The sequence below is a fragment of the Aureimonas sp. AU4 genome (genome assembly GCF_001463765.1).
GTDB lineage: Bacteria > Pseudomonadota > Alphaproteobacteria > Rhizobiales > Rhizobiaceae > Aureimonas.
The window spans coordinates 19,485-43,990 of sequence record NZ_BBWK01000022.1; the positions used below are offsets into that span (position 1 = coordinate 19,485).

Genomic DNA, 24,506 nt, shown 5'->3' on the forward strand with positions numbered 1-24,506 from the left:
CGGAACTCCGAGGCGTGCCGGGACTGCCCGATACGGTCGCGATGCATGCCGAGGTTGTCCGGCACACCCGGCGCTGGGAGCACGAACGCGTCTGGATGCCATGGAGCACCGCCTCGACCGCATGCCGGACGCCATGCGGATCCGTCGGCAAACCGTCGAGCACGTGTTCGGAACACTCAAAGACTCCACGGGGCGCGGCCACTTCGAGACACGAAGGCTGCCGAACGTCGGCACGGAGATCAGCCTCCACGTCCTCGCCTACACCATGAAGCGGGCTGTCACTTGGAAAAGCCGCCGAGCGCGTCGGGCATCAGACCGTCGTGTCAGGTTCTGCTCCATCGCCGGCGCTGAGGCGTGAGAGGCTGTCGCCGACGACGGCGAGGCTGATCCCCAGAAGCGCGACGTCCTTCAGCAGGAACTGACCGGTCGCGTTGATCCACGGAAAGCCGCCGGTCGCGTCCTCCCAGATCGGGGCGGCAAGCATGATGGAAACGGTCGTGGCGAAGGTCAGCGTGGCGAGCGCGCCCCCGGCAAGGCCTGCCTTCGGCGACCAGATCGAGAGGGTCAGAAGCACCGCGGTGGCGATCTCCACGACGCCGAGAAGCGCTGCCGCGCCGCCCTCGCCGAAGACGGGGTAAAGCCATGCGAGCCACGGGGTGGCGGTGATGAGCGGGCGCAGCGCCTCGACCTCCAGCCGGGTGAACTTCACGAGCCCGATGAGGGCAAGCGGCAGGATGACGCCGGCCAGCCCGATGCCGCGCCCGAGCGCCGCGATGCGGGCTCCCGAAGCGTGACGGGTGACGGCGATCAGCGCCGGATTGCCGAAGGATGGATGATGACCGGTCACAGCACGACTCCTTTTTGTGTGCTTGAAGCATATATCATGATGGCGTGGATTTCCATGCGTCGCGCATCTATTAGTCTTCGATGAACAACGGACGGATCGAGAACATCGTCGGCGCGCTGGCCCTCGCCCTTGCCGACACCCTCCTTGACGGCACGGCCCGCGAGGCTCCCGAACCCGGGCACGCCGCCGCGGCCATCGCGTTGCTGCGGCACGACCCTGGCATGCCCATCGAGCGCCTGCGTCATGCCCTTTCGCTCTCGCATCCCGGCGCCGTCCGCCTCGTGGACCGCCTCGCGGCGAGCGGCCTGATGGAGCGTCGGCCGGCGATCCATGATCGTCGCTCCGTCGCGCTGCACCTGACCCGCGAGGGCGAGCAGAGTTGCACGCGCATCCTCGCCGCGCGGGACGCTCGGATCGCCCAGGCGCTCAGCATTCTGGATCCGGACGAGCGCCAGATGTTCGGCCGCCTCACCGAGAAGCTGCTCGGAGCCCTCGTGAAGGACGAGCGGGACGCCTACTCGGTCTGCCGGCTTTGCGACGCGGCGGCCTGCGCCGACTGTCCCGTCGAGAAGGCGCTCGACGGCGCGACCTGACCGGGCCGAGGGGTAGCGCGACCGCTGGCCCCTCCCCCATACGTCCATGCCGAGTCGATCCCGGCCGGGTCAGTCGGTCGCGACGCGCTCGAGAAACCCCGCGACGAGGCCGGCAATCTCCTCGGCGTGCGTCTCCAGCGCGAAGTGCCCCGCGTCGAGAAGATGGATCTCGGCATCGGGAAGGTCGCGGCGGTAGGCCTCGGCGCCCGCAGGCAGGAAGGCCGGATCGTGCCGGCCCCAGACCGCGAGAAGCGGCGGCCTTTGCTCGCGGAAATAGGACTGGAAGGCGGGGTAGAGCGCGACGTTGCTCTTGTAGTCGCCGATCAGGTCGAGCTGGATCTCCTCGGCGCCCGGACGCGCCATATACGCGATGTCGAGTTCAAGTCCGTCCGGCGACAGTCGACTCGGGTCGGCCCCCGTGCCGTATTGCCAGTCACGGATCGTGCCCGGCCGCAGCGAGGCCCGACAGGCCTCGCGGTTGGCCTCGCTCGGCTCGCGCCAGTAGGCCTGCCAGGCACCCCATTGGTCGCTGAAGCCTTCGAGGTAGGCGTTGCCGTTCTGCGAGACGATCGCGGATACGCGCTCGGGATGGCGCATCGCCAGGCGAAGCCCGACGGGTGCGCCGTAGTCGAAGATGTAGAGCGCATAGCGATCGAGCCCGATGCTCCGCGTGAACCCCTCGACCACCTCGGCGAGGCGATCGAACGTGTAGTCGAATGCGCCGTGCGGCGGCGCCTTCGTCTGTCCGAAGCCCGGAAGGTCGGGCGCGACGAGATGGAAGCGGTCGACAAGACGCGGGATCAGGTCCCGGAACATGTGGCTCGCCGTCGGGAAGCCATGCAGGAGCATCAGCGTCGGGTTCGAGCGATGGCCCGCCTCGCGATAGAAGACGTCGACGCCGTCGACCTCGACGGTGTGGTAGCTCACGCGTGTCATGATGGTTCTCCTTGGATGTTCGTTGTCGGGGCGATCCCGCCCCGCAGCGCGGCGTTCTCGGCCTCGAGCGCCGCGATGCGCTCGCGCAGGGGCCGGACCGCCTCGGCGATCTGCGCTTGCGTGAAGCGGGGGGTGATGTGCTGCGGGCAGTTCCAGTCGAAGGCCGCGAGCCGCAGCCGGAAGATCCGCTCGATCCGGGCGCGGTAGGACGCATCCGTCACCTGCCGCGCGAGGTCGGGCTCGGCATCGGCCGCAATGATCTCGACATGCGCGTAGATCTTCAGCCGGGCCTGGCGGGCGTAGTCCATCAGGAACAGGCAGGCGCGGTCGTCGGCACGGATGTTGCCGAGACTGATGTATTGCCGATTGCCGGCATAGTCGGCGAAGGCGAGCGACCGGTCGTCGACGAGCTTCAGGAACCCTGGCGGGCCACCGCGATGCTGGACGTAGGGCCAGCCGCTTTCGGACGCGCTCGCGATATAGAAGCTGTCGCGCGCGGCGATGAAGGCCGCCTCGTTCTCGCCGAAGCGGTCGAAGGCGCGATGACCCTTGAAGTCCCGCCAGAGATGATCGGCCCCCATCGCCGCTTGGGCGGCCTGAACGCTCGGCGTCGCGGCGATGTCCATGAAGCCGTAGGGCACGATGATCGTCCTTGCCGGGCGAGCCGGTCGGCTCGTTCACGCGACAGATGAACCTTTCCAACGAGCGGCTGAATACGGCACATTCGCAAAGCACCTTGCCGAAATCCGGAAAGGATGGAGAAGCGGATGGACCGACTGGAAGCCATGGCCCTGTTGCGGGAAGCGGTGGACCGCGGCAGCCTGTCGGCCGCCGGGCGCGCCCTGCACATCCCCGTGCCGACGCTCAGCCGCAAGATCTCGGAACTCGAGGCGCGGCTCGGAACGAGGCTTCTCGTGCGGACCACCCGCAGCCTCGCGCTGACCGACGCGGGCGAGGCCTTTCTGACGGCCGCCCGGCGTATCCTCCACGAGGTCGAGACGGCGGAACGCGAGGCGGCCGGCGAGTTCGCCGAGCCCAAGGGGGAACTCGTCCTGACCGCACCCATCCAGTTCGGGCGGCTCCATGTTCTGCCGACGGTCGCCGACTTCCTCGACGAGTTTTCCGACATCAACGTCCGCCTCGTCCTGAACGATCGCAACGTCCACCTCGTCGACGACGAGGTCGATATGGCGGTGCGGATCGGCCCCTTGGCGGACAGCGCGATGGTGGCGACGAAGGTCGGAGCGTTGCGCATCGTGACGGCCGCGAGCCCGGCCTTCCTCGATCGGCATGGCGTCCCGACAGCGCCGGACGACCTGCGCGATCGCCCCGTGGTCGCCGTCGACGGACCGATGGCGCAGACGAGCTGGCACTTCACGTCCGGGGAACGGGGAGGTCCGATCGGCGTCAAGCTGTCGCCACGCCTTGCGGTGACGACGACCGAGGCGGCGGCGGACGCGGCGATCCTCGGCATCGGGATCGTGCGGCTGCTGCACTACCAGGTGAGCGAGGCGGTCGAGGCGGGACGGTTGAGGCTCGTTCTCGAGAATGCCGAGCCGGCCCTGGTACCCGTTCATCTCGTCCACGCGACCCGCGGGCAGATGCCGTTGAAGCTGCGCTGCTTCATCGACTTCGCCGCCCGGCGCCTTCGCGAACGGTTGAACCGGCTACCGGCCAACACGCATCGGTCCTGACGCCCCCGACCGATAACGGGGGCGACCCCTCGCCTCGCCCGTCGACCTCGGCGGCGCCGGCAGCCGTCACAAGGGGAACCGGTCGGCTCGCATCGCGACAGGGGACGACGGCCGAACCTCGCGATCCGCTTTTTCCGGGCCGCTGTAATATCGCGAGGCGCCGCTGCGTAGACACTCCAGACGCCGCAGTCACCGCCGGTGACGCGGCAACCGTCGGGGAGAGGTCGGATGACGCCAGCGAAACACGTGAAGCGGTCCTGGTCGGGAAACAGGGCGTTCGTAGGGCCGGCGGCAGTTCTGGGAGTGGGTCTCATGGCCCTTCCCGCGATGGCCGCCGGCCGTCCCGTCACCGTCGTCGAACTGTTCACCAGCCAGGGATGCAGTTCCGTACCGCCCGCGAACCGCAACGTCATGGCGCTGATGAAGGCGCCCGACGTCCTGCCCCTGAGCTTCAGCGTGACCTACTGGGATCGTCTCGGCTGGAAGGACACCTTCGGCTCCGAGGCCTTCACCCTGCGCCAGCGCGACTACGAGGCGGGCCTCGGGCGAGACGGCCCCTTCACCCCGCAAGTGGTCGTCAACGGCGTCGACGACACGGTGGGCAACAGGCTGGATCCGTTGCGGGCGATGATCGACCAAGCCAGGCCGCCCGCCGAGGTTCCGATCGACATCCAGGCGAACGTCGTCAGAATCGGCCGCGGCATGGCGCCGGCGTCCGGCGCGGACGTCTGGCTCGTCCGCTACAGGCCCGGGGTCCAGAACGTCGCGATCGAGCGGGGCGAGAACGCCGGCACCACCTTGCCGGTCCCGAACGTCGTGACCGACATCCGGAATGCCGGCCGTTGGCTCGGCGTGGAGATGTCCTTCGCGGCGCCGCCGGCCGACGACGGACTGCGAACGGCCGTGCTCGTCCAGAAGCCCGGCGGGCCGATCCTGTCGGCGGTGACGGACTGAACCCTTCATAGGGCGGATCGGAACCCTGGAGCGGCGCGGCGCCATCCGCGCGGCCTTACTCCGATGCGCCCATTCCCTGCCGCGCCCGACGGCCGGCTCAACCGGAAGCGACCCTGGGGCCCGCTTCCCTATTCCCGGAGAAACGCATGACCGACTTCCTTCTTCGCCGCGCCCTGCCGCTCGGTGCCGTCCTGTTCGCGGCGACCGCCGGTCTCGCACCCGCCGCATCCGCCCAGGACGCCATGAAGCCGCATGCCGAAGACACGATGAAGCCCGACGCCATGGCGCTGGATGCGATGGTGCCGGATGCCATGAAGCCCGCCGACGCCATGGCGCCCGCCGGCGCCATGAAGGCCGACGCGATGAAGCCCGATGCCATGAAGCCGGACACTATGACGCCGGACGCCACGAAGGCCGACGCCATGGCGCCGGATGCCATGGCTCCGGCCCCCGCAAAGCCCAAGACGAAGTAGCAGCGACGTTCCGCGCCTGGGCGGCTGCGCCCGGGCGCCTCGGTTCGAAACAGGAGGATGGGCCATGACCGAGGCCGGATCGCGCATCGGGCGCGCAGCAACGGGGCGCGAGCCGCCGACCATCGTCCATCGGCACCGCTTGCCGACCCGCCTCTGGCACGGGATCAACGTCGTGACGCTCCTCGTCATGCTGATGAGCGGGCTCACCATCTTCAACGCCCATCCTCGCCTCTACTGGGGCGCCTATGGCGCGAACCAGGACCACGCCTGGCTCCAGATCGGGGCGACGGAGGCGGGCGGCTACCTTCGCGTCGGCAGCCTTTCCGTCGAGACCACCGGAGTTCTCGGACGCTGGACGAACGCCGCGGGCGCCGAGGTGACCCGTGCCTTTCCCTACTGGGCGACGATCCCGTCCGGCTACAACCTCGCGGTCGCGCGGCATTGGCACCTCTTCTTCGCCTGGATCTTCGCGGGCGGCCTGGCCCTCTATGGGCTCTGGAGCGTTGCGAGCCGCCACCTGACGCGCGACCTCCTGCCGACGCGGGCGGAGCTCGCCCCGGCGCATGTCCTCCACGACATCGGCCAGCACGCACGCCTTCGCTTTCCCAAGGGCGAGGCCGCCCGGCGCTACAACGTCCTCCAGAAGCTCAGCTATTGCGGCGTCCTTCTGGTTCTGCTGCCGGCGATCGTCCTGACGGGCCTTACCATGTCCCCGGCGATGAACGCCGCCTGGCCTTGGCTCCTCGATCTCTTCGGCGGACGACAGTCCGCGCGTTCGATCCACTTCATCGCGGCGACGCTGGTCGTCCTCTTCATCCTCGTCCACGTCGCGATGGTCGTGCTGGCCGGCCCGGTCAACGAGCTGCGCTCGATGATCACCGGCCGCTACCGGCTCCCGAAGGAATAGCCCGATGGTTCCCAGCCCCACGCGCCGCCGCTTCCTGACCGGAGCCCTCATCGGCGGAGCCCCGCTCGCGCTCACCGGCTGCGACGTCTTCGGCCTCGCGCAGTCCGAGGGCGTTTCCGACGCGCTCGGCTCCGCCGACGGCCTTGCGCGGCGCGTCCAGCGGCTGCTCGGCGGCGATGCCCTCGCCCCGGAGTTCGAGGCGGCCGAGATGTCCCCGGTCTTCCGCACGAACGGCAACACCATGCCGTCGAGCGCAGCCTACCGGACGCTTGCGGACGGCGGCTTCGCCGGCTGGTCGCTCGCCATCGACGGGCTCGTCGAGCGGCCCGTGCGCTTCAGCCTTGCCGAGATCATGGCGATGCCCTCGCGCACCCAGATCACCCGGCATGACTGCGTCGAGGGCTGGAGCGCCATCGGCCAATGGACGGGCGTGCCGCTCGGGCGCCTTCTCGACGAGGCCGGGCTGCGGCCGGCCGCGCGCTACGTCGTGTTCCACTGCGCGGACGATTTCGACGGCTCCCCCTACTACGAGAGCATCGACCTTTTCGAGGCGCGCCATCCGCAGACGATCCTCGCCTATGCGATGAACGGGGCGCCGCTCGCCATCGGCCACGGAGCGCCCCTTCGCCTGCGCGTCGAGCGGCAGCTCGGATACAAGCAGGCCAAGTACGTCATGCGGCTCGAGGTCATCGCCGGTCTAGGCGGCATCGGTGCGGGCAAGGGCGGATACTGGGAGGATGCGATCGGCTACGACTGGTATGCCGGGATCTGATCTTCGGCGAGCGCTCGAGGAAAAAGTCGAGCTAGGCTGTAACAGGGCGCCGCCTCGATCCGTACCTTGCGCGATGGACGGTAACCGGGACCTCTCATGACGACGCGGCGATCCGTTCTTCGAACGGGATCGACTGGAAGAACGGGACGTCAACCCTTGACCATGCGCTCTCGCGAGGAGGACTGGTCGGCCTGGATGTCGGCGGCGTTGGACGGCGACGAGCCGTCCTACCGCCGTTTCCTCGAAGCCGTGACGCCGCATCTCAGGATGCTCGCCGCGCGCCGTCTGTCCGCGTTCGGCGCGGACAACCAGGATCTCGAGGATGTCGTCCAGGAAGCGCTTCTCGCCATCCACCTCAAGCGGGGAACATGGGATCCCCAGCGTCCGATCGGGCCCTGGATCTCCGCCATCGCGCGCAACAAGCTCATTGACGCCCTGCGGCGGCGCGGACATAGGGTCCACGTTCCGATCGACGACGTGGTCGACCTCGTGCCCGACGAACGCCAGCCGACATCGGACGACGAGCATGACGTCGGCCGGATGCTGGGCAGACTGAAACCCGTCCAGCGCGACATCGTCCAGGCTGTCTCTCTCGACGGGTCCAGCGTCCGCGATACGGCCGCGCGTCTATCGATGACGGAAGGCGCGGTGCGCGTCGCGCTGCACCGGGCGCTGAAGAGCCTCGCGATGCTGTATCGCGGAGGAACCACATGACCCCGGACAACGATCCCGTTCAAAAGCCATCCATCGGAACGGACCGTCTCATCCGGGTGCTGTCGAAGGACGCGAAGGTTCGGGTTCGCTTTGGCCGGGTCATCGTTCAGGCCGCGGCCGCCGGCCTTCTCGCGGCTGCGGTCTCCTACCTTGTCATGCTGCACCCCCGGCCCGACCTTGAGGCCGTGCTGCGCACAGCCCGCGTCCTCTTCAAGTTCATCGTCACGGTTCCGTTGGCCGGAGCCATGATCGGCCTGCTCGATCGCATCGGTCGTCCGGCGGCACCGCTCGGGGTTTGGCCATGGCTTCTGGGCGGCGTCGCTGCCGTGCTGGCGACGGGCGTCGGCGTCGAGTTGGCGATGTCGCCGCCGGCGGAATGGGCCGCCCGTCTCGTCGGGACGAATGCGGGCTACTGCCTTTTCTTCATCCCCGTGATCGCGATCGGTCCTCTTGCCTGCTTCATCGCGGCGCTTCGCCAGGGAATGCCCTCGCGTCCGGGGCTTGCGGGCGTTGCGGCCGGCGTCGCCTCCGGAGCCATGGCGGCAGCCTTCTATGCCACCCACTGCCCCGACGACAGTCCGCTGTTCGTCGCCACGTGGTACACGCTCGGCCTGGGGATCACGGCCGCCTTCGGGTATCTCGCGGGACGTCGGTTCTTGTGATCCTCAGCGCGTCGTCGGATGCGTAGCGACGAAGCCACCGGTCGACATGGGTTTGTTTCCGTCGTCGAACGGAACCCGATCTCGAGCCTGTCGGGTTCGCGGCAGCGACGATTCGATATCGGTAGAACGATCCGACCGGGATATGGCGATGCAGCGACATCACCTATGGCTCCTTCCCGTCGCTCCCGCGATCGGGGCGCTGGCGGGGCTCTTCTATTGGTCCGCCTTCGAGCAGGCCGGGACGCTCATCGGATCCATCGTGCGTGGTGCCTGCGTCGGGTCCCTGATCCTCTTCTACGAGCGCGAGCTGCTGCTGCCGGCCTGGCGGAACCGCATCCGCCGCTGGGCCACCCCGCTCTTTGCGCTCGCCACGCTGGTCACCTACGCCTCGATGATCGTCGTCGCCAACATCATCGCAGGAATGGCTCTGGACCATGGACTGGGCGTCATGGAGAGCGCTCGCGCGGCGATGGTCATGACGCAGTCCGGGTTCGCCTACTCGATCGCAGCATCCTTGGTGATCATTCTCGTCTTCCGGATCCGGGATCTGATCGGACCGCACGTTTTCGCCAACCTTCTGCTCGGGCTCTACCATCGTCCGATCCAGGAAGAGCGCGTCTTCCTGTTTCTCGACATCGTCGGGTCCACGAGCTTTGCGGAAAGAAACGGCGATCTGGCGACCCAGGTCTGGCTCGGCCGTATCTTCAACGCGCTCGCCGCACCGGTCCGGCGATCGGGAGGCTCGATCGACGACTACGTCGGCGACCTGGCTTTGATCACATGGACGATCCGTCGCGGCACCCGCGATGCCGCCTGCCTTCGCTGCGTCTTCGACTTCGCATCCGTGCTGGCGCAGGATGCTCCACTCTGGGTGGCGGATTACGGGGAGTTGCCGCGCTTTCGCGCCGCTCTTCACTGCGGACCGGTGGTCACGGCCGAGATCGGACTCGAGCGGCACAAGATCACCTATTTCGGGGACGTGGTGAACACGACGGCCCGGCTCGAAGCCTTGTCCAAGACCCTGGATGTTCCGGTGATCGCGTCCACGGACTTGACCCGGCGTATCGATCGCCTTCCCGCCGACCTCGAAGTCCACGACCTCGGAACCCACAGCATACGCGGCCGCAACGGCGCCCTCTCGGTGGTTGCCGTTTCGAAGAGCGGCATGGCCTGCCCCTGAGAAGTGGGTCCTAACCGGAGTAGGCTTTGGAGCCTTTGGGTGGTATCGGGAATGCCGGGGGAACTGTTGATGTCGTTCGATGGGGCACGCGACTCGTCGAACCGACGGCGGTGTTGCCACGACCAACCCCGTGCGGACGTTCGGAATGTCGGAGCGGCTGATGTGCCGGGTCCTGGGGCAGCATCGACCCACACGATGCAAGGCTCTCAAAGGGCAAGCCGACGATGCGGCGCTGAGGGTCGACACCTGCGAGCCGGCGACGCAGCATGGACGCCCCGGCTACCGCCGCCTCACGGGCTTGCTTCGCGACACCTGATGGTTCGCCAACGTGACGTGCGTCGAGCGCATTTGGCAGCAGGAGGGTCTGAAGATGCAACCCAGGCAGCCCAAGCGCGGGCAGCTTCGGCGGCATGAAGGGTCCCGCATTCGACTCTGCCCTGAGCGAGCGAACCACGTCTGGTCCGACGCCTTCGCAGCCGCTCCCCGGCTCGTCCGTCAGCCAGAACACGTCAGCGATCTGCCTCGTCACCGAGGCTGGAACCCGATCACGGGCCCATGTCAGCGGTCTGCCCCTTAGCGGTCCGCCTACCGTGAGACTCGCTCGGTTGCAGCTCCAGCGACGTTGGCCTGCACTTGCTATGCGACTTCGCACGCGAATTCTAATTCCACGAATTCCCGATCCCGAAACTCGGACCGGAAGGCGAGCGCCGTCAGGTTAGCCTTGATACGACGCAGGAGCATCCTCGTTGTCATGACCGGGAGCAGGCCACCTTCTGTCTTGGGAGAAACGTACTCGTTGATGCGAGCCTTGCGATGCGAAGCCAGGTGTTCGCCCGCTCGTTGCGATAACGGAATCCAACGCTCGACCCGCATCAATCTATGACGACGACTTCATGATCGTGGATAGTCGGAACCTCCAGAAGAAACCGGCCGTCCTGATTTCGCATCTCGATGCGTAGCCCGGCAACGAGCAGATGGGCCGCATCTGTCCTAGCAGCTGGCAAGCCGTGCAGCGCGACCGTGATGGGGCCGATCGCGACGAGCTCGCTCTGACGACCCGGCACTTTTTCCGTGACGAGCCGGTTGTTGAGATGCAGGATCCATCGGTCGTCCTGCCGGAAAAGCGAAGGGATGATGAAGCCTTGCGCGCCCTCCAGTTCCACGCTCGCTTCTCCTCGAAGACACCAACGTACGGCATTGGCCAGCAGTCGGGCATGGTCGGGTGCGCCATCGCGGGCAAGACATCGATCGATGTCGGCGAAGAACCAGACGAGGCGGGACGCTCCCGCCTCGCGCGCGGTGACCGCAGGAAGGTCGGTCCGCGGCTGGCGCATCCAGGACGTCTCCGGTGGAAAGATCGGGAAGTCTGGAACGAAGGTCGCCAGCACCTGCGCGCCCTCCCGGACCTCGACCCCGCAGAGGAGACCGCCGAAAGGCAACGTGTCGGTGAGTTCGAAGCCGTCGAGGACCGGATGTCGGTGTCCTGCCAGCGTGGGGGCGGTCGCGTCGTGCGGCCCGTCGACCCCAGCGCGCAATTCGGGCATGAGGCGCAGGTAGGTATGGCGCTCGCTGTCCTCGATGCTCTGGCTGATCGGTCCCGTTCCGCCGCGGCTTGCTGTTCCGTGCCGGCGTATGCCGAAAAGGGAGCCGAGGGCGAAGTCGTCGCGCGGGGCGCCGTCGCCCGTCCGCAGGCTCGTCTCGCCGGTTGCGATCACCGACCCGCCACCCGCCGCGAAGCGCTCGACCGCCACCACCTGCTCATCCGACAGGACACCGATGTTGGGTAGAATAAGGACGCGGAACCGCCCCTGCGCCGCCCCGATGTCCTCGGCATGGACGGGCATCCAGGCGAGCCCGGCCCGATTGAGCGCCTCCGTCGCACCGCGATAGGGATCGAGTGTCCGCTCCTCGGCCTCGTTCCCCCCGTGGAGATCGTGGTTCTCCTGCGACCAGACCACGCCGACATCGGCGACCGGCTGCCGATCGACCAGATAGCGCTCGTTCTCGGCATGCCAGCGGAAGATCGACTCGGCGGTTTGGTACTGACGACGATCCTCGTGCAACGCGCCGATGTGGTGCCACCAGGGCTGGATGCCGCCGGCGAACCCTGCCGACGACCAGAGACGCACCTCGGCCTCGGGCATGGAGGACAGGCGGAAAGCCGGCTGGCCGAGCTGGTACTGCGGCGTCGATTCGGGGATCAGGATGTCCCAGCCCGCGAGCTCGTGCAGCCGCCGTCCCGCTTCGGTGTTCTGGTCGAAACCGTCCACGGCGCTGCGCCGCTGGTGGTCGAGCATCACGATGTGCGAGCGCTGGAGAATGGCGCGCAGGTCGATGAAGCGGGCGCCGTTGTTGAGGACGTCGCCACTGATCATGCCGTTCCAAAGGCAGTGCTCGCCGCCGGCTTCGGTCGTGACGCGGTTGTTGTGCTCCCACAGGCGCGTGCGGCAGCGGTAGTTCCATGCGATCCAGGCGCGATAGGTCTCACTCACCGGGTCGTGCCGCTCGGGCAACGCGTGGCCGGTCTCATTGCTGAAGCCGTCGCGGCAGTTCGCGCAGTGGCAGATGTGCCGGCGCGGGAGGCCGGCCCAGCTGTTGTCGGCAAAGCCGTCGGGCGACGAGCGCTCGACGATCTCGCGCATCACGGCCGGCAGGTGGTCGCGGTAGTAGCCCGAATTGATGCAGGTGACGTACTTGTCGCCCTGCCGGTAGGGCTCACCCGCTGCATCGCGGCAGATCCAGTCGGGATGAGCCTCGAAGAGATCGGCGGCCACGCGGTTCGAGTCCATGCGCGCGATCACGGCAAGGCCCTCCTCGCGGGCGGCCCGCACGATCTCGCCGTAGAGGTCGCGGGTCCCCAGGCGCTCGGCATGGTGGTGGTGGGGAACGGCGGACGGGTAGTAGGCGACGATCCCGCCCGCGTTCACGATGACGCCCTGGACACGCGTCCGGCGCCAGTGGTCCCGCCACCATTCGGCATCGTAGCGCTCTGGGTCGATCTCCACAAGGTTGGTCTGGCCCCAGCGAAGGGTCCGTCGATACCAGGGTCGGCTGTCCATGGGTGGGGTGTCCTTCCTCGCTGCGGCGATCGCAGGCCGCCCCGTTTCAGGCGGGCCTCGTCGTTCGCGGATCGCATCCGGTCCGCGGTATGGGTCGGTTCGGAGCGCCGAAGGGCCGGCGCCGGGGCGTCAGGGCATCCAGTCCCCGTCCCACTCCTGGACGAGGTGGTTCTCGCCGACCTGCCGGTAGCGTCGCGCGGGCGGCTCGTAGTCGGCGGGCCGGATCGGGCTCTTGATCTCGTCGTTGCTCACCGGCCGCACCTCGCGGCGGCGGGACGGATCGGGCACGGGAACGGCCGAGATGAGGCGGCGGGTGTAGGGGTGCTGCGGGCGGGAGAAGACCGATCCGGCCGGCCCGATCTCCACGATCTCGCCGAGATACATGACGGCGATCTGATGGCTGATGCGCTCCACCACCGCCATGTCATGGCTGATGAAGAGGTAGCTGATTCCCAGGCTCGCCTGCAGCTCCATGAGAAGGTTGATGACCTGCGCCTTGATCGAGACGTCGAGGCCCGACACGCTTTCGTCGGCGACGATGACCTTCGGGTCGAGCGCAAGGGCACGCGCGATGCAGATGCGCTGGCGTTGACCGCCCGAGAACTGCTGGGGAAAGCGCGAGGCCGCCGAAGGGTCGAGCCCGACGCGGCCGAGAAGATCGGCGACCTTGGCGCGCGCCTCGGTTCTCGTGCCCATCCGATGGGTCAGGAACGGCTCGGCGACAGCCGCGCCCACGGGGATGCGCGGGTTGAGCGAGGCGAAGGGATCCTGGAAGATCATCTGGATGTGGCGACGCACGTCGCGCAGCCGGCGCGCTTCCAGCCCGACGAGGTCCGCGCCCGCCACCCGGACCGTGCCGCTGTTGGGCTCCACGAGGCGCATGACGGCGCGGCCCGTCGTGGACTTGCCACAGCCCGATTCGCCGACCAGCGACAGCGTCTCGCCGGCCCTGAGATCAAACGAGACGTTCTCCACCGCGTGGACGCGACCCGTCACCTTGGCGAAGAAGCCCGAGCGCAGGTCGAAGCGCTTGACGAGGTTGCGGACCTGCAGGACGGGCTCGGCCTGCCGGTCCACCGTATCGGGCTGGGGCCGGGCGGGCCGGAGTTCTCCGCTCGCCCGGTCCACCAGCGGGAAGTGCTCGGGTCCGCTTCCGACGCCGCGCGAGCCGAGGCGCGGCACGGCCGCCAGAAGGGCGCGGGTGTAGGGATGCCGGGCGCCGGCGAAGATCGCGTCGGTCTCGTCGCTTTCCACCACCTCGCCGCCCAGCATCACCACCGTGCGGTCGGCGATCTCGGCGACGACGCCCATGTCATGGGTGATGAAGAGGACGCCCATCCCCTCCTCGCGCTGCAGCTCCTTGATCAGCTGGAGGATCTGCGACTGGATCGTGACGTCGAGCGCGGTGGTGGGCTCGTCGGCGATCAGGAGGCGGGGCCGGCAGGCGAGCGCGAGCGCGATCATGACGCGCTGGCGCATGCCGCCCGAAAGGGCGTGCGGGTGGTCCATGGCGCGGGCGCGGGCGCCCGGAATGCGCACCCGCTCGAGCAGCCGCACGGCCTCCTCGCGCGCCGCCGCGCCTTCCTGGAGGCGGTGGATCTCGAGGACCTCGGCGATCTGGTCGCCGACGGTTAGGAGCGGGTTGAGGCTCGTCATCGCCTCCTGGAACACCATGCCCATGGCGCGCCCGCGCATCTCCCGCATCTCGGCCTCGGGCAGGCCCACCAGCTCGCGCCCGTCGATCCGCACCGATCCCTCGACACGGCTCGACGCGCGGTCGAGAAGGCGCATGATCGAGAGCGCCGTGACGCTCTTGCCCGAGCCCGACTCGCCCACCACCGCCAGCGTTTCGCGCTCCGCGATGTCGAACGACACGCCCCGCACGATGGGCAGCCAGCCCGAGCGCGTGCGGAACGAGGTGCGCAGGTCCCGCACCGAGAGAACCGGCCCGGTGGCGGGGTCCGCCTCTCGGGCGGCGTCGCGGCGTTCGAAGGTCATGAGCATGGCTCCCGCCCCTATCGTCCGGTGGAGGGGTCGAGCACGTCGCGCACCGCGTCCCCCAGGAGGTTGAAGGCGAGCACGACGCCGGTGATGGCGAGACCCGCACCGACGATCGGCCAGGGCGAGCCGAACAGGTTGTTCAGCCCGTCGCGGATGATGTTGCCCCAGCTGGGGTTGGGCGGCTGCGTGCCGATGCCGAGGAAGCTGAGCGCCGCCTCGAGCCGGATCGCCGAGGCGACCCAGAGCGTCATCAGGGCGATGATCGGCGCGGTGATGTTGGGCAGGACGTGGCGCAGGAGGATGACCGGCGTCGAGACGCCCATGGAGATCGCGGCCTCGACATAGGGCTCCTGGCGCACGGCGAGCGTCTGGGCCCTCGCGACACGCGCGAATCCGGGAATGAAGGCCACGGTGATCACGGCGATGATGTTCCAGAAGCCGCCGCCCAGCACCGCCGCGATCAGGATTGCGAGCAGGAGCTCGGGAAAGGCGAGCAGGAGATCGACGACGCGCGAGATCAGGCGATCGGCGAGCCCGCCGAAATAGCCCGCCGTGATGCCTAGCAGCGTTCCGAAGATCGCCGCGAGGAGCGGCGACAGGAGGCCGAAGATCAAAGAGTTGCGCGCCCCGTAGATCAGGCGGCTGAAGACGTCGCGGCCGAACTGATCGGTGCCGAGCCAGTTGGCCGCGCTCGGCAGGCGGTTGATCTGGATGATGCTCTGGCGCAGCGGATCGTAGGGCGCGATCAGCGGCGCGAAGGCGGCCACCAGCACGAAGAGGACGACAAGAGCGAAGGCGAGCGTCGTCGACACGCGCCCGAAGAGGATGCGGTGCAGGACGCCGAGCGGTCCCGCCTGCGGGTCGGAGGGGATCAGGACGGGATGGTGATGGTCGGTCGCAAGGGTCATGTCAGCTCACCCGGACGCGTGGATCGATGAAGACGTAGACGAGGTCCATCAGGAGGTTGATCAGCACCACGAACAGCGCGAAGACGACGACCCCGCCCTGGATCACGGCATAGTCGCGCTCCGCGATCGCGCTGATCAGCAGCTTGCCGATGCCGGGCCGGTTGAAGACGAGCTCGATCGCGACCGAGCCCGAGAGGGTGGCGAGCGTCGACAGGCCGAGGCCGGTCGCGATCGGCAGCAGCGCGTTGCGTAGGCCGTGGCGGTAGATCACGCGGTTCTCGCGCGCGCCCTTGGCGCGCGCCGTGCGCACGTAGTCCCGCGACAGGACCTCGAGCAGCGAGCCGCGTGTCAGGCGGCCGATGAAGGCGGCCTTCACCATGGCGAGCGTGACCGCGGGCAGGACGAGGTGGTGCAGGCGGTCGAGGAACCCCTCGCCGCCGCCGTTGATCGGGAACCAGCCGAGGTTCAGCGAGAAGGCGATCAGGAGCAGCGCACCGAGATAGAAGTCCGGCACGGCGTAGCCGATCAGCGAGAAGCCGCGCACGCCGCTATCCGGCCAGCGGTCGCGATGGGTGGCGGCGAGGACCCCGAGCGGGATGCCGACCACCGTCCCGAGCAGCATCGCCGCGACCGTCAGCTCGATCGTGTAGGGCAGGTTGTAGAGGATGAGGTCGAGAACCGGCCGGTTGTTGAGGAGCGAGGAGCCGAAGTCGAGGGTGAGGACGCCCCAGACGAAGGTGACGAACTGCATCCACAGCGGCTCGTTCAGCCCCATGCGCTCCCGGAAGCTGGCGAGCTGTTCGGGGGTGGCCAGCTCGCCGAGCGCGGCGATCGCCGGATCGCCCGGCAGGATGCGCATGGCGAGGAAGACCAGCGCCAGGACGAGAAGAACCGTCGGAATCGCGTCGAGCAGTCGCGTCAGGATGTATCGCGTCATGGGTCGGGCGCCTCCCCGCGCCGTGCCGTGGTTCAGCGTTGCAGGGCCGTCCTGTAGGGTTCGTTGCTGAGGTCGGTGGCGAGACCGGGACCGAGCACCGCGACGCCGCCCTGCGAGAGGCTGACGAAGTACTGGAGGTGGAAGGGCGATCGCGTGTAGTCACGCGGGATCTCGCCATGCCAGGCGCCGCCCTCTTGGCGCATGGGCTGGGACTGCCAGCGCTCGGCCTGGTTGACGTGCCGATAGTGCAGGACCGGCGGCGCGTCGGCCTCGGCCTGGAGCGAGACCGCGAAGGGCTCGCCGCCCCGAAAATCGGCCTCGCCCGCCGGACCGTCGAGAAGCGCGCGCGCCGGCCGCCAGGCGTCCAGCGCCGCGAGGGCCCGTTCGGTCTCCGCCGTCGGCCGGCGCGTCTCCGTCAGCCCGCCGCCGCGCAGCGCTTCGAGGTCCAGAAGCTCGGCCCGGATCTCGGGCAGGCGCGTGTGCCAGGAGCCGCGCAGCCAGGACTGGGGACCGAAGGTCAGGTCGTCGGCGTAGGTTTCACGCGAAACCGCCGCGATTCCCTCCCAAGCTGCGACCGCCCGGCGCATATGGTCGATCACCGGCTCGAGCAGCGTGGTGACACGGGTCGCGACGAAGAGTTCGGCGAAGACTGCGGCGCGGTACTTCTCAGCGAAGTAGCGCGCGATGCCGGCGAGGATCGCGCTGTCGTGCCGGATCCGAAGGGCCGGGGCCCGCGTGCCGTCGCGGCTGGCGTCGATCGACCGCACGGCGCCCTCCGCGGTATCGGCCAGCGTGTCCAGCCAGAGCGCGACGTCGAACGGCGTGTAGCGGTGTTCCGCTTCGCCTGCGAGCAGGCGCTCGGCCCATTCGCGGGCGGTGGCGAAGAGCTCGGAATCGAAGGTCGGCGCGTTTCCGAACCGCATCGGCCCGGTCATGTCGAAGCGGTAGGCGAGCGCCCCCGCGCTCTCGATCAGGGAGAGGTTCGTGTAGATTTCGGGCCAGTAGTAGTTGTTGGAGGCCGAGGGGCCGTGCGTGAGCGTCACGAGCGGCAGGACGCGGCTCGCCGCCGCGAGCGCCGCCTCGCATGCGTCGGCCGCCTCGCCGCACTCGTGGCGCAGCTCGCGCATCCACGTCTCGCGCGGCGCGTCGGGATCGAAGAGGAGCCGGCCCCAGACGCGATACTGGTAGCGGTACTTTTCCCAGTCGCGGCGCGTCGACAGCCCTTGGCGCCGGTAGCCGAAGCGCCCGCCCGGCATGCCGGTGCCCATGCGCCCCTTGAACGAGAGCGGCTCGCACCATTCCACCCCGTCGGAGCCAGCGAACATGGAGAAGCGCCCGTAGCCGCCCGCCAGCTTCGGGTCGCCCCAGAGCAGCAGGCGCTGCGTGCCCGGCCAGATCCGGTAGAGGACCTTGTAGTCCTTGTCCTTGCGCAGAAGGTCGCCGTAGCTGTAGCGCAGGAACTTGCGCGAGCCCTCGCTGAGCTGTTCGCGCGCCGAGCGCGGCTCTTCGGGGGGGTATTCCTTCTCGCGGATCGCCGACTGGTGGTAGGGCAGGCCCATGTGCTCGGCGAGATACTTCGGCGAGGCGGCGAAGGGCATGCCGCTCTGCCGGGCGAGGTCGAGAACCGTTTCGTCGAGACCCTTGCCGTGAAGGTCGATCTCGACCGGCCGGTCGGCCGCCGCGACGCCCGCGAAGGCCTCTCGCCAGAAGCCGTAGTCCCCTTCCGCGATGCCCCCTTCCACGTGGACCCGGAAGGTCAGGCCCGTGATCTCGGGAACGGTCCGCAGGAGCTGCGTGATCGCATCGCGGCAGTAGCCGGCGTGGTTCTCGCGCGTGATGCCGCGCACCGTGTAGTTGGCGCGCGGAACGTCCGAGAAATCGTAGCTCTGCGTCCAGAGCGCGAGCTGGAAGTCGAGGCCGCGCCGCGCCGCTTCGCGCCCGACGAAGCGCAGCGCCGCGAGGTTCTCCTCGCGCTCCTCAGTGCTCAGCTCCGCGACGTCCACTCCGTAGCCCGGCACGTCCAGCAGGAACGGATAGGGGAAGTAGAAGCTGACGTCGGTGATCCACGGGTTGTGGTAGGGATAGTTGTATCCCATGCCGAGCGTCAGCGAGAACCGGTTGAAGCGGTGCGTCGCGAGCATCGTGAGGTAGTCGCGCCAGCCCTGCCGGTCGTGGAACCACGCATGGTCCTCCTCGGGCGAGCAGTAGAGGCGCGCCATGGAGCGGACGCGGGCCGTCGGCGTCTCCTGCCGCGGAAAGGGTCCGTCGAAGAGATCCTCGCCCGGCGCCATGCGCACGCGATCGGCCAGTTCCGTCAGGGCATAGACAAGCCCGCGCGTTCCGGCCGCCTCGACCGTGACCGTGTCGCCCTCACGGCGCAGCGTGAAGCCCTCACCCGCCTCGCCGGTCTCGCTCGCGGCCTCGATCCGCAGCGTTTCCTCGCCGCCGCGCGACGCGCCGCCAAGCTCTGCGCCCCGCTCGCCCAGCGCGCGCGCCAGCTCCTCCAACGCCCATCGGGCGGGCGCGTTCGGCGGGAGATCGCGCAAGGCGGGTGCGTCGAGGGCGATCCGGCGGGACGTGTCGAGAAGAGCGCTCATCTAGGCGACGATCCTTGCCTTGGTGAGCGGCCAGTTCACGTAGCCGGACTCGACCTTGTATCCGAGGTCGACGGCGGGCGAGCGCACGATCATGAAGCCGTTGGTGGAGACCGGCAGGATCACCGCGTCGCCCAACGCCTTCGCCTCGATCCGGCGCACGAGGTCGAGGCGCTTTGCGAGATCGGGCTCGGCGAGAGCGGCCTCCAGCATGTCGTCGATGCCGGGGATCGCGGTGCCGTAGCGGCTGAAGTTCGATCCGCCCTTCCCGTCGCTCTTCACGGTGGCCGCCGTGGACAGGTAGTTGACGATGGGCTGGGTCGGTACGGGCGGCAGCGCTGCGGAGTGCTGCGAGAGCGTGTTGGTGCCGGTGTTCTGGTCGGCGTGGAAGGCCGTATGGTCCTTGATGTTCAGCTGCATGTCGATGCCGACGCGCTTCAGCTGGTCCTGGATCATGAGCATGATCGCCGAGTAGTCCTCGCGCTGCGAGGTGTCGGCGCGGAAGGCGAAGCCGTTCGGCACGCCGGCCTCGGCCATGAGCTGGCGGGCGCGGTCGGGATCGTAGCGGTAGGCCACCTCGGCGGGGATCGTCTCCGCCGTGAAGCCGCCGGGAAAGCTCGGCGGGTTCAGCCCATAGGTGCGCTGGCTGATCGGCGCGATCGCGGTCGCGATCTCGTCGCGGTCGACGGCATGAAACAGCGCCTGGCGGAGCCTTGGATCGTCGAAGGGCTTCACGGTCAGGTTGGGGTGGATCGTGAAGAAGCTGCCGGGGCTCACCACGTCGAAGACGAGGTCGGGCTTCTGGGCCCGGATCGAGTCCGCCCAGCCGGGCGAGCGCACGCCCTCCATCATGTGGACGTCGCCCGACAGGAGGGCGAGCGTGCGCGCCGTGGTGTCGGCGATATAGAGGCACTGGAGGCGCTCGGTCGCCGGCGGCCCATCGAAATGGTCGGGATTGGCCAGAAGCGTCACGCCCTGTCCCGGATCCTGGTGCACGGTCTCGAGGCTGTAGGGGCCCGTGCCGATCGGGTCCGTGGCGATGCCCTTCTCGCCCTTCTCCTCTAGCGCGCGACGCGACATGACGGAGGCGTCGTAGTCACTGAGGACGCCGAGCAGGAAGAGCGGGTCGGGCTGCTTCAGCCGGAACACGACTGCGGCCGGACCGTCCACCGAGACGTCCTCGATGTTCTGGAACTTCGGCCGCACGCCGCCCGAGCGCACGGGATCGCGCAGACGGTCGAAGGTGAACTTGACGTCGTCCGACGTCATGATCCCGTAGCCCTTGTGGAAGGACACGCCCTCGCGCAGGCGGATGGTCCAGGCGCGGGCGTCGGCGGAGCGCTCCCAGGAGGTCGCCAGGCGTGGCACCGGGTCGGAGCCCTCGGGCGGAAAGCGCCAGGGCGAAAGGTCCACGAGCTTGTCGTGGACGTGGATGATCGCCCAGTTGTCGACGCCCTGGATCGAGGTCTGCGGGTCCATGGTGCGAAGGCCGCGCGCGGCGAACGCGATGCGCAGCGTTCCCCCCGCGCCTTGCGCCCGCACCGAGGCGGGTGCGAGAGCCAGACCTGCCAGGGCGGCGGTGCCGCCGACGAACGTGCGCCGGTTCATGACCATGGGCTGTTCCTCCTCGTCGTCCGGCCGCCCGTGCGGCCCATTCGTTCTGGCGGGCGTTCGCGCGCCCGGTCGGTCTCAGGCGCCGGCGAAGCCGTGCCGGTGCAGGATCTGCTGCGCCACGGCGAGGACGTCCGGCGGCAGGCTCCGCCCGTCGTGAAGGCGCGCCGCGCCCCGCTCCCCGAACCGCGCGTGGAGAAGCGCCTTGTTGGCATTCGTGAAGGGGTTGCCGAACGGGAGCATGGCGACGAGTGCGAAGGCGTCGCCGACCGCGGCGGCGACCCGTCCGGACAGCGCTGTGGCCTCCTCCAGGCGGCCCGCCTCGAGGTCGGCGAGGACGGCGTGCAGCTCGGCCGGGAAGACGTTGGCGCTCGACAGGAGGAAGCCGCGATAAGGACCACCGCCCTCAAAGCTCCACGGCACGACGTCGCCCTCCGCGCCGCGCAGAAGCACGAGACGCTCTGGCGTGCCGCCGAGCGCCAGCGCGTCCTCTCCGCTGCTGTCCTTCAGGCCCGCGAGATTGGGAAAGCGCTCGCTGAGACGCCGCAGAAGCGAGGCCGGGATGGTGCTGCCGGTGACCTGGGGCAGCTGGTAGAGAAACACCGGCCGGCCGGTCTCGAGCACCGGTCGGAAGGCCGCCTCCAGCGCCGCCTCGTCCATCGGTTCGGCGGCGAGCGGCGCGGCGAGCGTGAAGCCGAAAATGTCGCTCCCCTCGTCCGCGAGATCGGCGGCGGCCCGGGCAAACGACGCGATCTCGCCCGCGCTCGGCCGCAGGAGCCCGACGAGAACGCGGATGCCGCGCGCCGGCGCCGCCTTCAGCGCGAGGCGCAGGACATCGAGCGATTCCCGCTCGCTCATCTGCCATCCCTCGCCCGTCGATCCGGGCACGAGGATGCCGCCGACATGGGGCGCGAGCCGATCGAGGTGGCGCGCAAAGGCTTCCTTGTCGAGCGAGCCGTCCTCGGTGTAGAAGGTTAGCGCCGGGCACCACAGACGATGGCGCCCGCCGGCGGCGAAGAAGTCGGCGACCGCGTCGCCGGTCACGGATCCGGGCGCGTTCACGGGCGCACCAGAACACGGCCGCGCGTTTCGCCGCGCAGGATGCGAGCCGCCGCCTCCGGGACCACATCGAGGCCGATCTCGCTGACCAGGGGTTCGAGGCGCCCGGCGTCGAAGGCGCTGGCGATGCGCTGCCAGGAGGCGACGCGTCGCTCGTAAGGGTGGGTCACGCTGTCGATGCCCGCGAGCGTGACGCCGCGCAGGAGAAAGGGCAGGACGCTTCCCTCGAAGCCGATGCCCGACGCGTTGCCGACCGCCGCCACCGCGCCGCCGGGGCTGAGCTGGCGGAGGAGGCGGCCCAGCGTTTCGCCGCCGACATTATCGATGGCGCCCGCCCAGCGTGCGGCTTCCAGGGGCTTGGGCGGCTCGCCGGTGATCTCGTCGCGTCCCGCGACGCGCGATGCGCCGAGGCGCAGAAGGTCGTCCGCGCCGTCGGTCCGCCCCGTCACCGCGACCGCCCGGAAGCCGGCCGCGGCGAGAAGCAGAAGCGCGAGCGAGCCGACGCCGCCCGAGGCGCCGGTCACCGCGATCTCGCCGCTGTCCGGCTGGACGCCCAGCGCTTCCAGCCTCTCCACCGCCATCGCCGCGGCGAGCCCGGCCGTGCCGAAGATCATGGCCTGACGGGTCGAGAGGCCCTCGGGCAGCGGTACGAGCCAGTCGGCCCGCACCCGCGCCCGCTCGGCAAAGCCGCCCCAATGCGTTTCACCGACGCGCCATCCCGTCAGGACGACGCGGTCGCCCACGTGGTAGCGCGGGTCGGCGCTGTCCGTGACGATGCCGGCAAAGTCGATGCCGCCGACATGTGGGAAGGCGCGCACCAGCCGACCCTTGTCCAGGACGCAGAGCCCGTCCTTGTAGTTGAGGCCGGACCATTCCACGGCGACCGTGACATCGCCGGCGGGCAGCCGGTCCTCGTCGAGCGTCTGGACCGAGGACCGGACGGCGCCATCGGCCGGCTTCTCGGTGAGGAGCGCGCGAAACGCCATCAGGCCGACTTCGTGGCGCGGTGGAAGCGCCAGCGGGCATAGCCGCTCTTCACGGGGTAGCCGAGATCGACGCGGCCGGAACGGGCCGTGGTGAAGGAAAGGGTCGAGAGGCCGATCAGCGGCAGGTCGCGCAGAACCTGCAGCTCGATCTGCGAGCAGGCCTTCACGTAGTCGTCGTAGGTCGTGCTGTTGAGCGCCTGCTCCAGCAGGCCGTCGATGCCGGGCATGGCGGTGCCGTAGTGGCTGTAGTTGCCCCCGCCCGAGCCGTCGCCCTTGACCTCGGACTGCGAGGACAGCTGCTGGAAGTAGATCTGCGTCGGGATCGGCGGGTAGCTGGAGGAGTGCATCGCCAGCGTGTTTTTGTCGGACCGGTTGTCGGCATGATAGGCCGTGTGGTCCATCATCCTGAGGTCCATGTTGAAGCCGGCGAGGCGCAGCTGTTCCTGCACGATCAGCATGGTGGAGGCGTAATCCTCGCGCTGGCTGCACAGCGAGGAGAAGCTGATGCCGTCGGGGAAGCCGGCTTCGGCCAGCAGCGCGCGGGCCCGCTCGGGATCGTGGGGATAGCGCAGCTCCTCGGGCAGCTGATCCGTGGTGAAGCCGGCCGGAAAGTTCGCGGGCTGCAGGCCGGCGAGGACGCCGCCCATGGGCGCCAGCGCCTGCGAGACCGCCTCGCGGTCGATCGCGTGCATCAGGGCCTGGCGCACCTTGAGCTGGTCGAAGGGGGGACGCGTCAGGTTGACGTGGAGCGTGTTGAACGAGCCCGGCACCGTCATGTCGAAGACGAGCGTCGGGTCGCGCCCCTTCATGGAATCGACCCAGCCCGGCGCGCGCACGGCCTCCATGATGTCGATGTTGCCGGCGAGCAGCGCCAACGTGCGCGCCGTCGTGTCGGCGATATAGACGTTCTCGATGTTGCCGATCTTGGCCTTCTCGCCCCAGTAGCCCTCATGTCGCTTCAGCTTCGTGCCGCTCTCGCTGGCGAAGCTTACGAGCTCGTAGGGTCCTGTTCCCACAGCATCGGTCGCGAAACGCTCCCCCATCTCCTCGGCGGCCTTGCGCGAGACGATCGAGGTGTTGTTGTTGAAGGCGCTGGTGCCGAGAAACAGCGGGTCCGGCTTCTTGAGCGTCATCGTGACCTCGAGCGGTCCGTTCGCCACGACGTCCTCGATGTTGGACAGGATCGTCCGGTTGGTGCCCTCGTTCATCGCGCGCTTGAAGGAATAGACGACGTCGTCCGACGTCATCTCGCCGTAGCCTTTGTGGAACTGGACGCCCGGACGGAGCTGGAAGGTCCAGCCGCGCGCATCGGGCGTCGAGGTCCAGGACGTCGCGAGCGTCGGCTTGTACTGGTCCGGCGTCACGGCGAAGTCGCCGTCCTCGGGCCGCACGAGCTGCTCGTACATCTGCTCGGTGGCCCAGTTGTCGGACCCTTGCGTGGTGAGGTTCGGATCGCTGTGGCGGGGACCGCGCGCCGCGATGCCCATGCGCAGCGTGTCGGTGTCGGCCTGGGCACGGGCGGGAAGGCCCATCGCGGCCAGGGCGCCGGCCGCGCCGGCGAGTTGAAGGGCCTGCCTGCGTGTGATCGTCATCGTGGCCACCGTCTGCGAGGTTTCGGT

At 68.8% G+C, this 24,506-nt stretch carries 22 protein-coding genes and 1 pseudogene; 10 read left to right on the top strand and 13 right to left on the bottom strand.

What is annotated here, in order from left to right; translation table 11 throughout:
* Positions 1-12: 12 nt before the first annotated feature.
* Positions 13-358 (top strand): annotated as a pseudogene (locus AUL35_RS22895) (transposase); the annotation flags it as partial.
* Here the strand turns inward: AUL35_RS22895 and AUL35_RS07910 are convergent.
* Both AUL35_RS07910 and AUL35_RS22555 read right to left on the bottom strand, forming a co-directional pair.
* Positions 311-847 (bottom strand): DUF417 family protein, encoded by a 537-nt coding sequence (locus AUL35_RS07910; RefSeq protein ID WP_062013774.1) that lies wholly within the window; start codon positions 845-847, stop codon positions 311-313. The pseudogene AUL35_RS22895 and the gene AUL35_RS07910 sit on opposite strands and share 48 nt — an antisense overlap.
* On the bottom strand, positions 844-1,092 hold the full coding sequence (locus tag AUL35_RS22555; RefSeq protein ID WP_192847066.1) for a hypothetical protein: 249 nt from the start codon (positions 1,090-1,092) through the stop codon (positions 844-846). The genes AUL35_RS07910 and AUL35_RS22555 overlap by 4 nt, the downstream gene beginning before the upstream one ends.
* Here AUL35_RS22555 and AUL35_RS07915 point away from each other — a divergent pair.
* Positions 1,069-1,440: a MarR family winged helix-turn-helix transcriptional regulator gene (locus AUL35_RS07915; RefSeq protein WP_192847067.1), complete on the top strand. Its 372-nt coding sequence runs from the start codon at positions 1,069-1,071 to the stop codon at positions 1,438-1,440. The genes AUL35_RS22555 and AUL35_RS07915 overlap by 24 nt on opposite strands.
* A gap of 69 nt (positions 1,441-1,509) precedes the next feature.
* Here the strand turns inward: AUL35_RS07915 and AUL35_RS07920 are convergent, their stop codons facing one another.
* Together AUL35_RS07920 and AUL35_RS07925 are read right to left on the bottom strand one after the other, a co-directional pair.
* A complete protein-coding gene (locus AUL35_RS07920) occupies positions 1,510-2,376 on the bottom strand; it encodes an alpha/beta fold hydrolase (RefSeq protein ID WP_062013778.1) in 867 nt (288 codons plus the stop codon).
* Positions 2,373-3,017: a pyridoxamine 5'-phosphate oxidase family protein gene (locus AUL35_RS07925; RefSeq protein WP_062013780.1), complete on the bottom strand. Its 645-nt coding sequence runs from the start codon at positions 3,015-3,017 to the stop codon at positions 2,373-2,375. The genes AUL35_RS07920 and AUL35_RS07925 overlap by 4 nt, the downstream gene beginning before the upstream one ends.
* Before the next feature lie 126 nt (positions 3,018-3,143).
* On the opposite strand from AUL35_RS07925, the gene AUL35_RS07930 reads away from it, so the two are divergent.
* The 8 genes from AUL35_RS07930 to AUL35_RS07965 all read left to right on the top strand — a co-directional run bounded on the left by AUL35_RS07930 (position 3,144) and on the right by AUL35_RS07965 (position 9,732).
* On the top strand, positions 3,144-4,070 hold the full coding sequence (locus tag AUL35_RS07930) for a LysR family transcriptional regulator (RefSeq protein ID WP_062013903.1): 927 nt from the start codon (positions 3,144-3,146) through the stop codon (positions 4,068-4,070).
* 312 nt (positions 4,071-4,382) lie between these two features.
* A complete protein-coding gene (locus AUL35_RS07935; protein ID WP_244493701.1) occupies positions 4,383-5,024 on the top strand; it encodes a thioredoxin family protein in 642 nt (213 codons plus the stop codon).
* Between the two features lie 146 nt (positions 5,025-5,170).
* On the top strand, positions 5,171-5,497 hold the full coding sequence (locus AUL35_RS07940) for a hypothetical protein (RefSeq protein WP_062013784.1): 327 nt from the start codon (positions 5,171-5,173) through the stop codon (positions 5,495-5,497).
* Positions 5,498-5,561: 64 nt separating this feature from the next.
* On the top strand, positions 5,562-6,404 hold the full coding sequence (locus AUL35_RS07945) for a cytochrome b/b6 domain-containing protein (protein WP_062013786.1): 843 nt from the start codon (positions 5,562-5,564) through the stop codon (positions 6,402-6,404).
* A 4-nt stretch (positions 6,405-6,408) separates the two neighbouring features.
* Positions 6,409-7,176 carry a molybdopterin-dependent oxidoreductase gene (locus AUL35_RS07950; protein WP_062013788.1) on the top strand — a complete coding sequence of 256 codons (768 nt, stop codon included), beginning with the start codon at positions 6,409-6,411 and terminating at the stop codon, positions 7,174-7,176.
* Between the two features lie 156 nt (positions 7,177-7,332).
* On the top strand, positions 7,333-7,890 hold the full coding sequence (locus tag AUL35_RS07955) for a sigma-70 family RNA polymerase sigma factor (protein ID WP_156417888.1): 558 nt from the start codon (positions 7,333-7,335) through the stop codon (positions 7,888-7,890).
* Positions 7,887-8,552 carry an NrsF family protein gene (locus AUL35_RS07960; protein ID WP_244493702.1) on the top strand — a complete coding sequence of 222 codons (666 nt, stop codon included), beginning with the start codon at positions 7,887-7,889 and terminating at the stop codon, positions 8,550-8,552. The genes AUL35_RS07955 and AUL35_RS07960 overlap by 4 nt, the downstream gene beginning before the upstream one ends.
* Before the next feature lie 148 nt (positions 8,553-8,700).
* Positions 8,701-9,732, top strand: a complete 1,032-nt coding sequence (locus AUL35_RS07965) for an adenylate/guanylate cyclase domain-containing protein (protein WP_156417889.1) — start codon at positions 8,701-8,703, stop codon at positions 9,730-9,732.
* An 872-nt stretch (positions 9,733-10,604) separates the two neighbouring features.
* On the opposite strand, the gene AUL35_RS07970 is transcribed toward AUL35_RS07965, so the two are convergent.
* The 9 genes from AUL35_RS07970 to AUL35_RS08010 all read right to left on the bottom strand — a co-directional run bounded on the left by AUL35_RS07970 (position 10,605) and on the right by AUL35_RS08010 (position 24,479).
* Positions 10,605-12,791 carry a beta-galactosidase gene (locus AUL35_RS07970; RefSeq protein ID WP_062013794.1) on the bottom strand — a complete coding sequence of 729 codons (2,187 nt, stop codon included), beginning with the start codon at positions 12,789-12,791 and terminating at the stop codon, positions 10,605-10,607.
* A 129-nt stretch (positions 12,792-12,920) separates the two neighbouring features.
* Positions 12,921-14,789, bottom strand: coding sequence for an ABC transporter ATP-binding protein (locus AUL35_RS07975; protein WP_062013907.1), 1,869 nt, complete (start codon positions 14,787-14,789; stop codon positions 12,921-12,923).
* A gap of 17 nt (positions 14,790-14,806) precedes the next feature.
* A complete protein-coding gene (locus tag AUL35_RS07980) occupies positions 14,807-15,700 on the bottom strand; it encodes an ABC transporter permease (RefSeq protein WP_062013796.1) in 894 nt (297 codons plus the stop codon).
* Between the two features lies 1 nt (position 15,701).
* The gene (locus AUL35_RS07985; RefSeq protein ID WP_062013798.1) at positions 15,702-16,637 is read right to left on the bottom strand and encodes an ABC transporter permease; all 936 of its coding nucleotides are present in this window, start codon (positions 16,635-16,637) and stop codon (positions 15,702-15,704) included.
* A 32-nt stretch (positions 16,638-16,669) separates the two neighbouring features.
* Entirely contained in the window at positions 16,670-19,234 is a 2,565-nt protein-coding gene (locus AUL35_RS07990; RefSeq protein ID WP_062013799.1) for a hypothetical protein, read from the bottom strand.
* Positions 19,235-20,845 carry an ABC transporter substrate-binding protein gene (locus AUL35_RS07995; protein WP_062013801.1) on the bottom strand — a complete coding sequence of 537 codons (1,611 nt, stop codon included), beginning with the start codon at positions 20,843-20,845 and terminating at the stop codon, positions 19,235-19,237. It lies immediately after the preceding gene.
* A gap of 75 nt (positions 20,846-20,920) precedes the next feature.
* A complete protein-coding gene (locus AUL35_RS08000; protein WP_062013810.1) occupies positions 20,921-21,904 on the bottom strand; it encodes a dihydrodipicolinate synthase family protein in 984 nt (327 codons plus the stop codon).
* On the bottom strand, positions 21,901-22,887 hold the full coding sequence (locus tag AUL35_RS08005) for an acryloyl-CoA reductase (RefSeq protein ID WP_062013817.1): 987 nt from the start codon (positions 22,885-22,887) through the stop codon (positions 21,901-21,903). Before AUL35_RS08005 ends, AUL35_RS08000 begins: the two co-directional genes overlap by 4 nt.
* Positions 22,887-24,479: an ABC transporter substrate-binding protein gene (locus tag AUL35_RS08010; protein WP_156417890.1), complete on the bottom strand. Its 1,593-nt coding sequence runs from the start codon at positions 24,477-24,479 to the stop codon at positions 22,887-22,889. Before AUL35_RS08010 ends, AUL35_RS08005 begins: the two co-directional genes overlap by 1 nt.
* Between the last annotated feature and the right edge of the window lie 27 nt (positions 24,480-24,506).

Coding starts and splice junctions, on each gene's coding strand:
- AUL35_RS07965 (WP_156417889.1), top strand. CDS start 8,701: ATGCAGCGACATCACCTATGGCTCCTTCCCGTCGCTCCCGCGATCGGG.
- AUL35_RS07935 (WP_244493701.1), top strand. CDS start 4,383: ATGGCCCTTCCCGCGATGGCCGCCGGCCGTCCCGTCACCGTCGTCGAA.
- AUL35_RS07945 (WP_062013786.1), top strand. CDS start 5,562: ATGACCGAGGCCGGATCGCGCATCGGGCGCGCAGCAACGGGGCGCGAG.
- AUL35_RS07915 (WP_192847067.1), top strand. CDS start 1,069: ATGCCCATCGAGCGCCTGCGTCATGCCCTTTCGCTCTCGCATCCCGGC.
- AUL35_RS07975 (WP_062013907.1), bottom strand. CDS start 14,789: ATGACCTTCGAACGCCGCGACGCCGCCCGAGAGGCGGACCCCGCCACC.
- AUL35_RS08010 (WP_156417890.1), bottom strand. CDS start 24,479: ATGACGATCACACGCAGGCAGGCCCTTCAACTCGCCGGCGCGGCCGGC.
- AUL35_RS07920 (WP_062013778.1), bottom strand. CDS start 2,376: ATGACACGCGTGAGCTACCACACCGTCGAGGTCGACGGCGTCGACGTC.
- AUL35_RS07960 (WP_244493702.1), top strand. CDS start 7,887: ATGACCCCGGACAACGATCCCGTTCAAAAGCCATCCATCGGAACGGAC.
- AUL35_RS07985 (WP_062013798.1), bottom strand. CDS start 16,637: ATGACGCGATACATCCTGACGCGACTGCTCGACGCGATTCCGACGGTT.
- AUL35_RS07940 (WP_062013784.1), top strand. CDS start 5,171: ATGACCGACTTCCTTCTTCGCCGCGCCCTGCCGCTCGGTGCCGTCCTG.
- AUL35_RS22555 (WP_192847066.1), bottom strand. CDS start 1,092: ATGACGCAGGCGCTCGATGGGCATGCCAGGGTCGTGCCGCAGCAACGC.
- AUL35_RS07980 (WP_062013796.1), bottom strand. CDS start 15,700: ATGACCCTTGCGACCGACCATCACCATCCCGTCCTGATCCCCTCCGAC.
- AUL35_RS08005 (WP_062013817.1), bottom strand. CDS start 22,887: ATGGCGTTTCGCGCGCTCCTCACCGAGAAGCCGGCCGATGGCGCCGTC.
- AUL35_RS07990 (WP_062013799.1), bottom strand. CDS start 19,234: ATGAGCGCTCTTCTCGACACGTCCCGCCGGATCGCCCTCGACGCACCC.
- AUL35_RS07950 (WP_062013788.1), top strand. CDS start 6,409: ATGGTTCCCAGCCCCACGCGCCGCCGCTTCCTGACCGGAGCCCTCATC.
- AUL35_RS07995 (WP_062013801.1), bottom strand. CDS start 20,845: ATGGTCATGAACCGGCGCACGTTCGTCGGCGGCACCGCCGCCCTGGCA.
- AUL35_RS07970 (WP_062013794.1), bottom strand. CDS start 12,791: ATGGACAGCCGACCCTGGTATCGACGGACCCTTCGCTGGGGCCAGACC.
- AUL35_RS07930 (WP_062013903.1), top strand. CDS start 3,144: ATGGACCGACTGGAAGCCATGGCCCTGTTGCGGGAAGCGGTGGACCGC.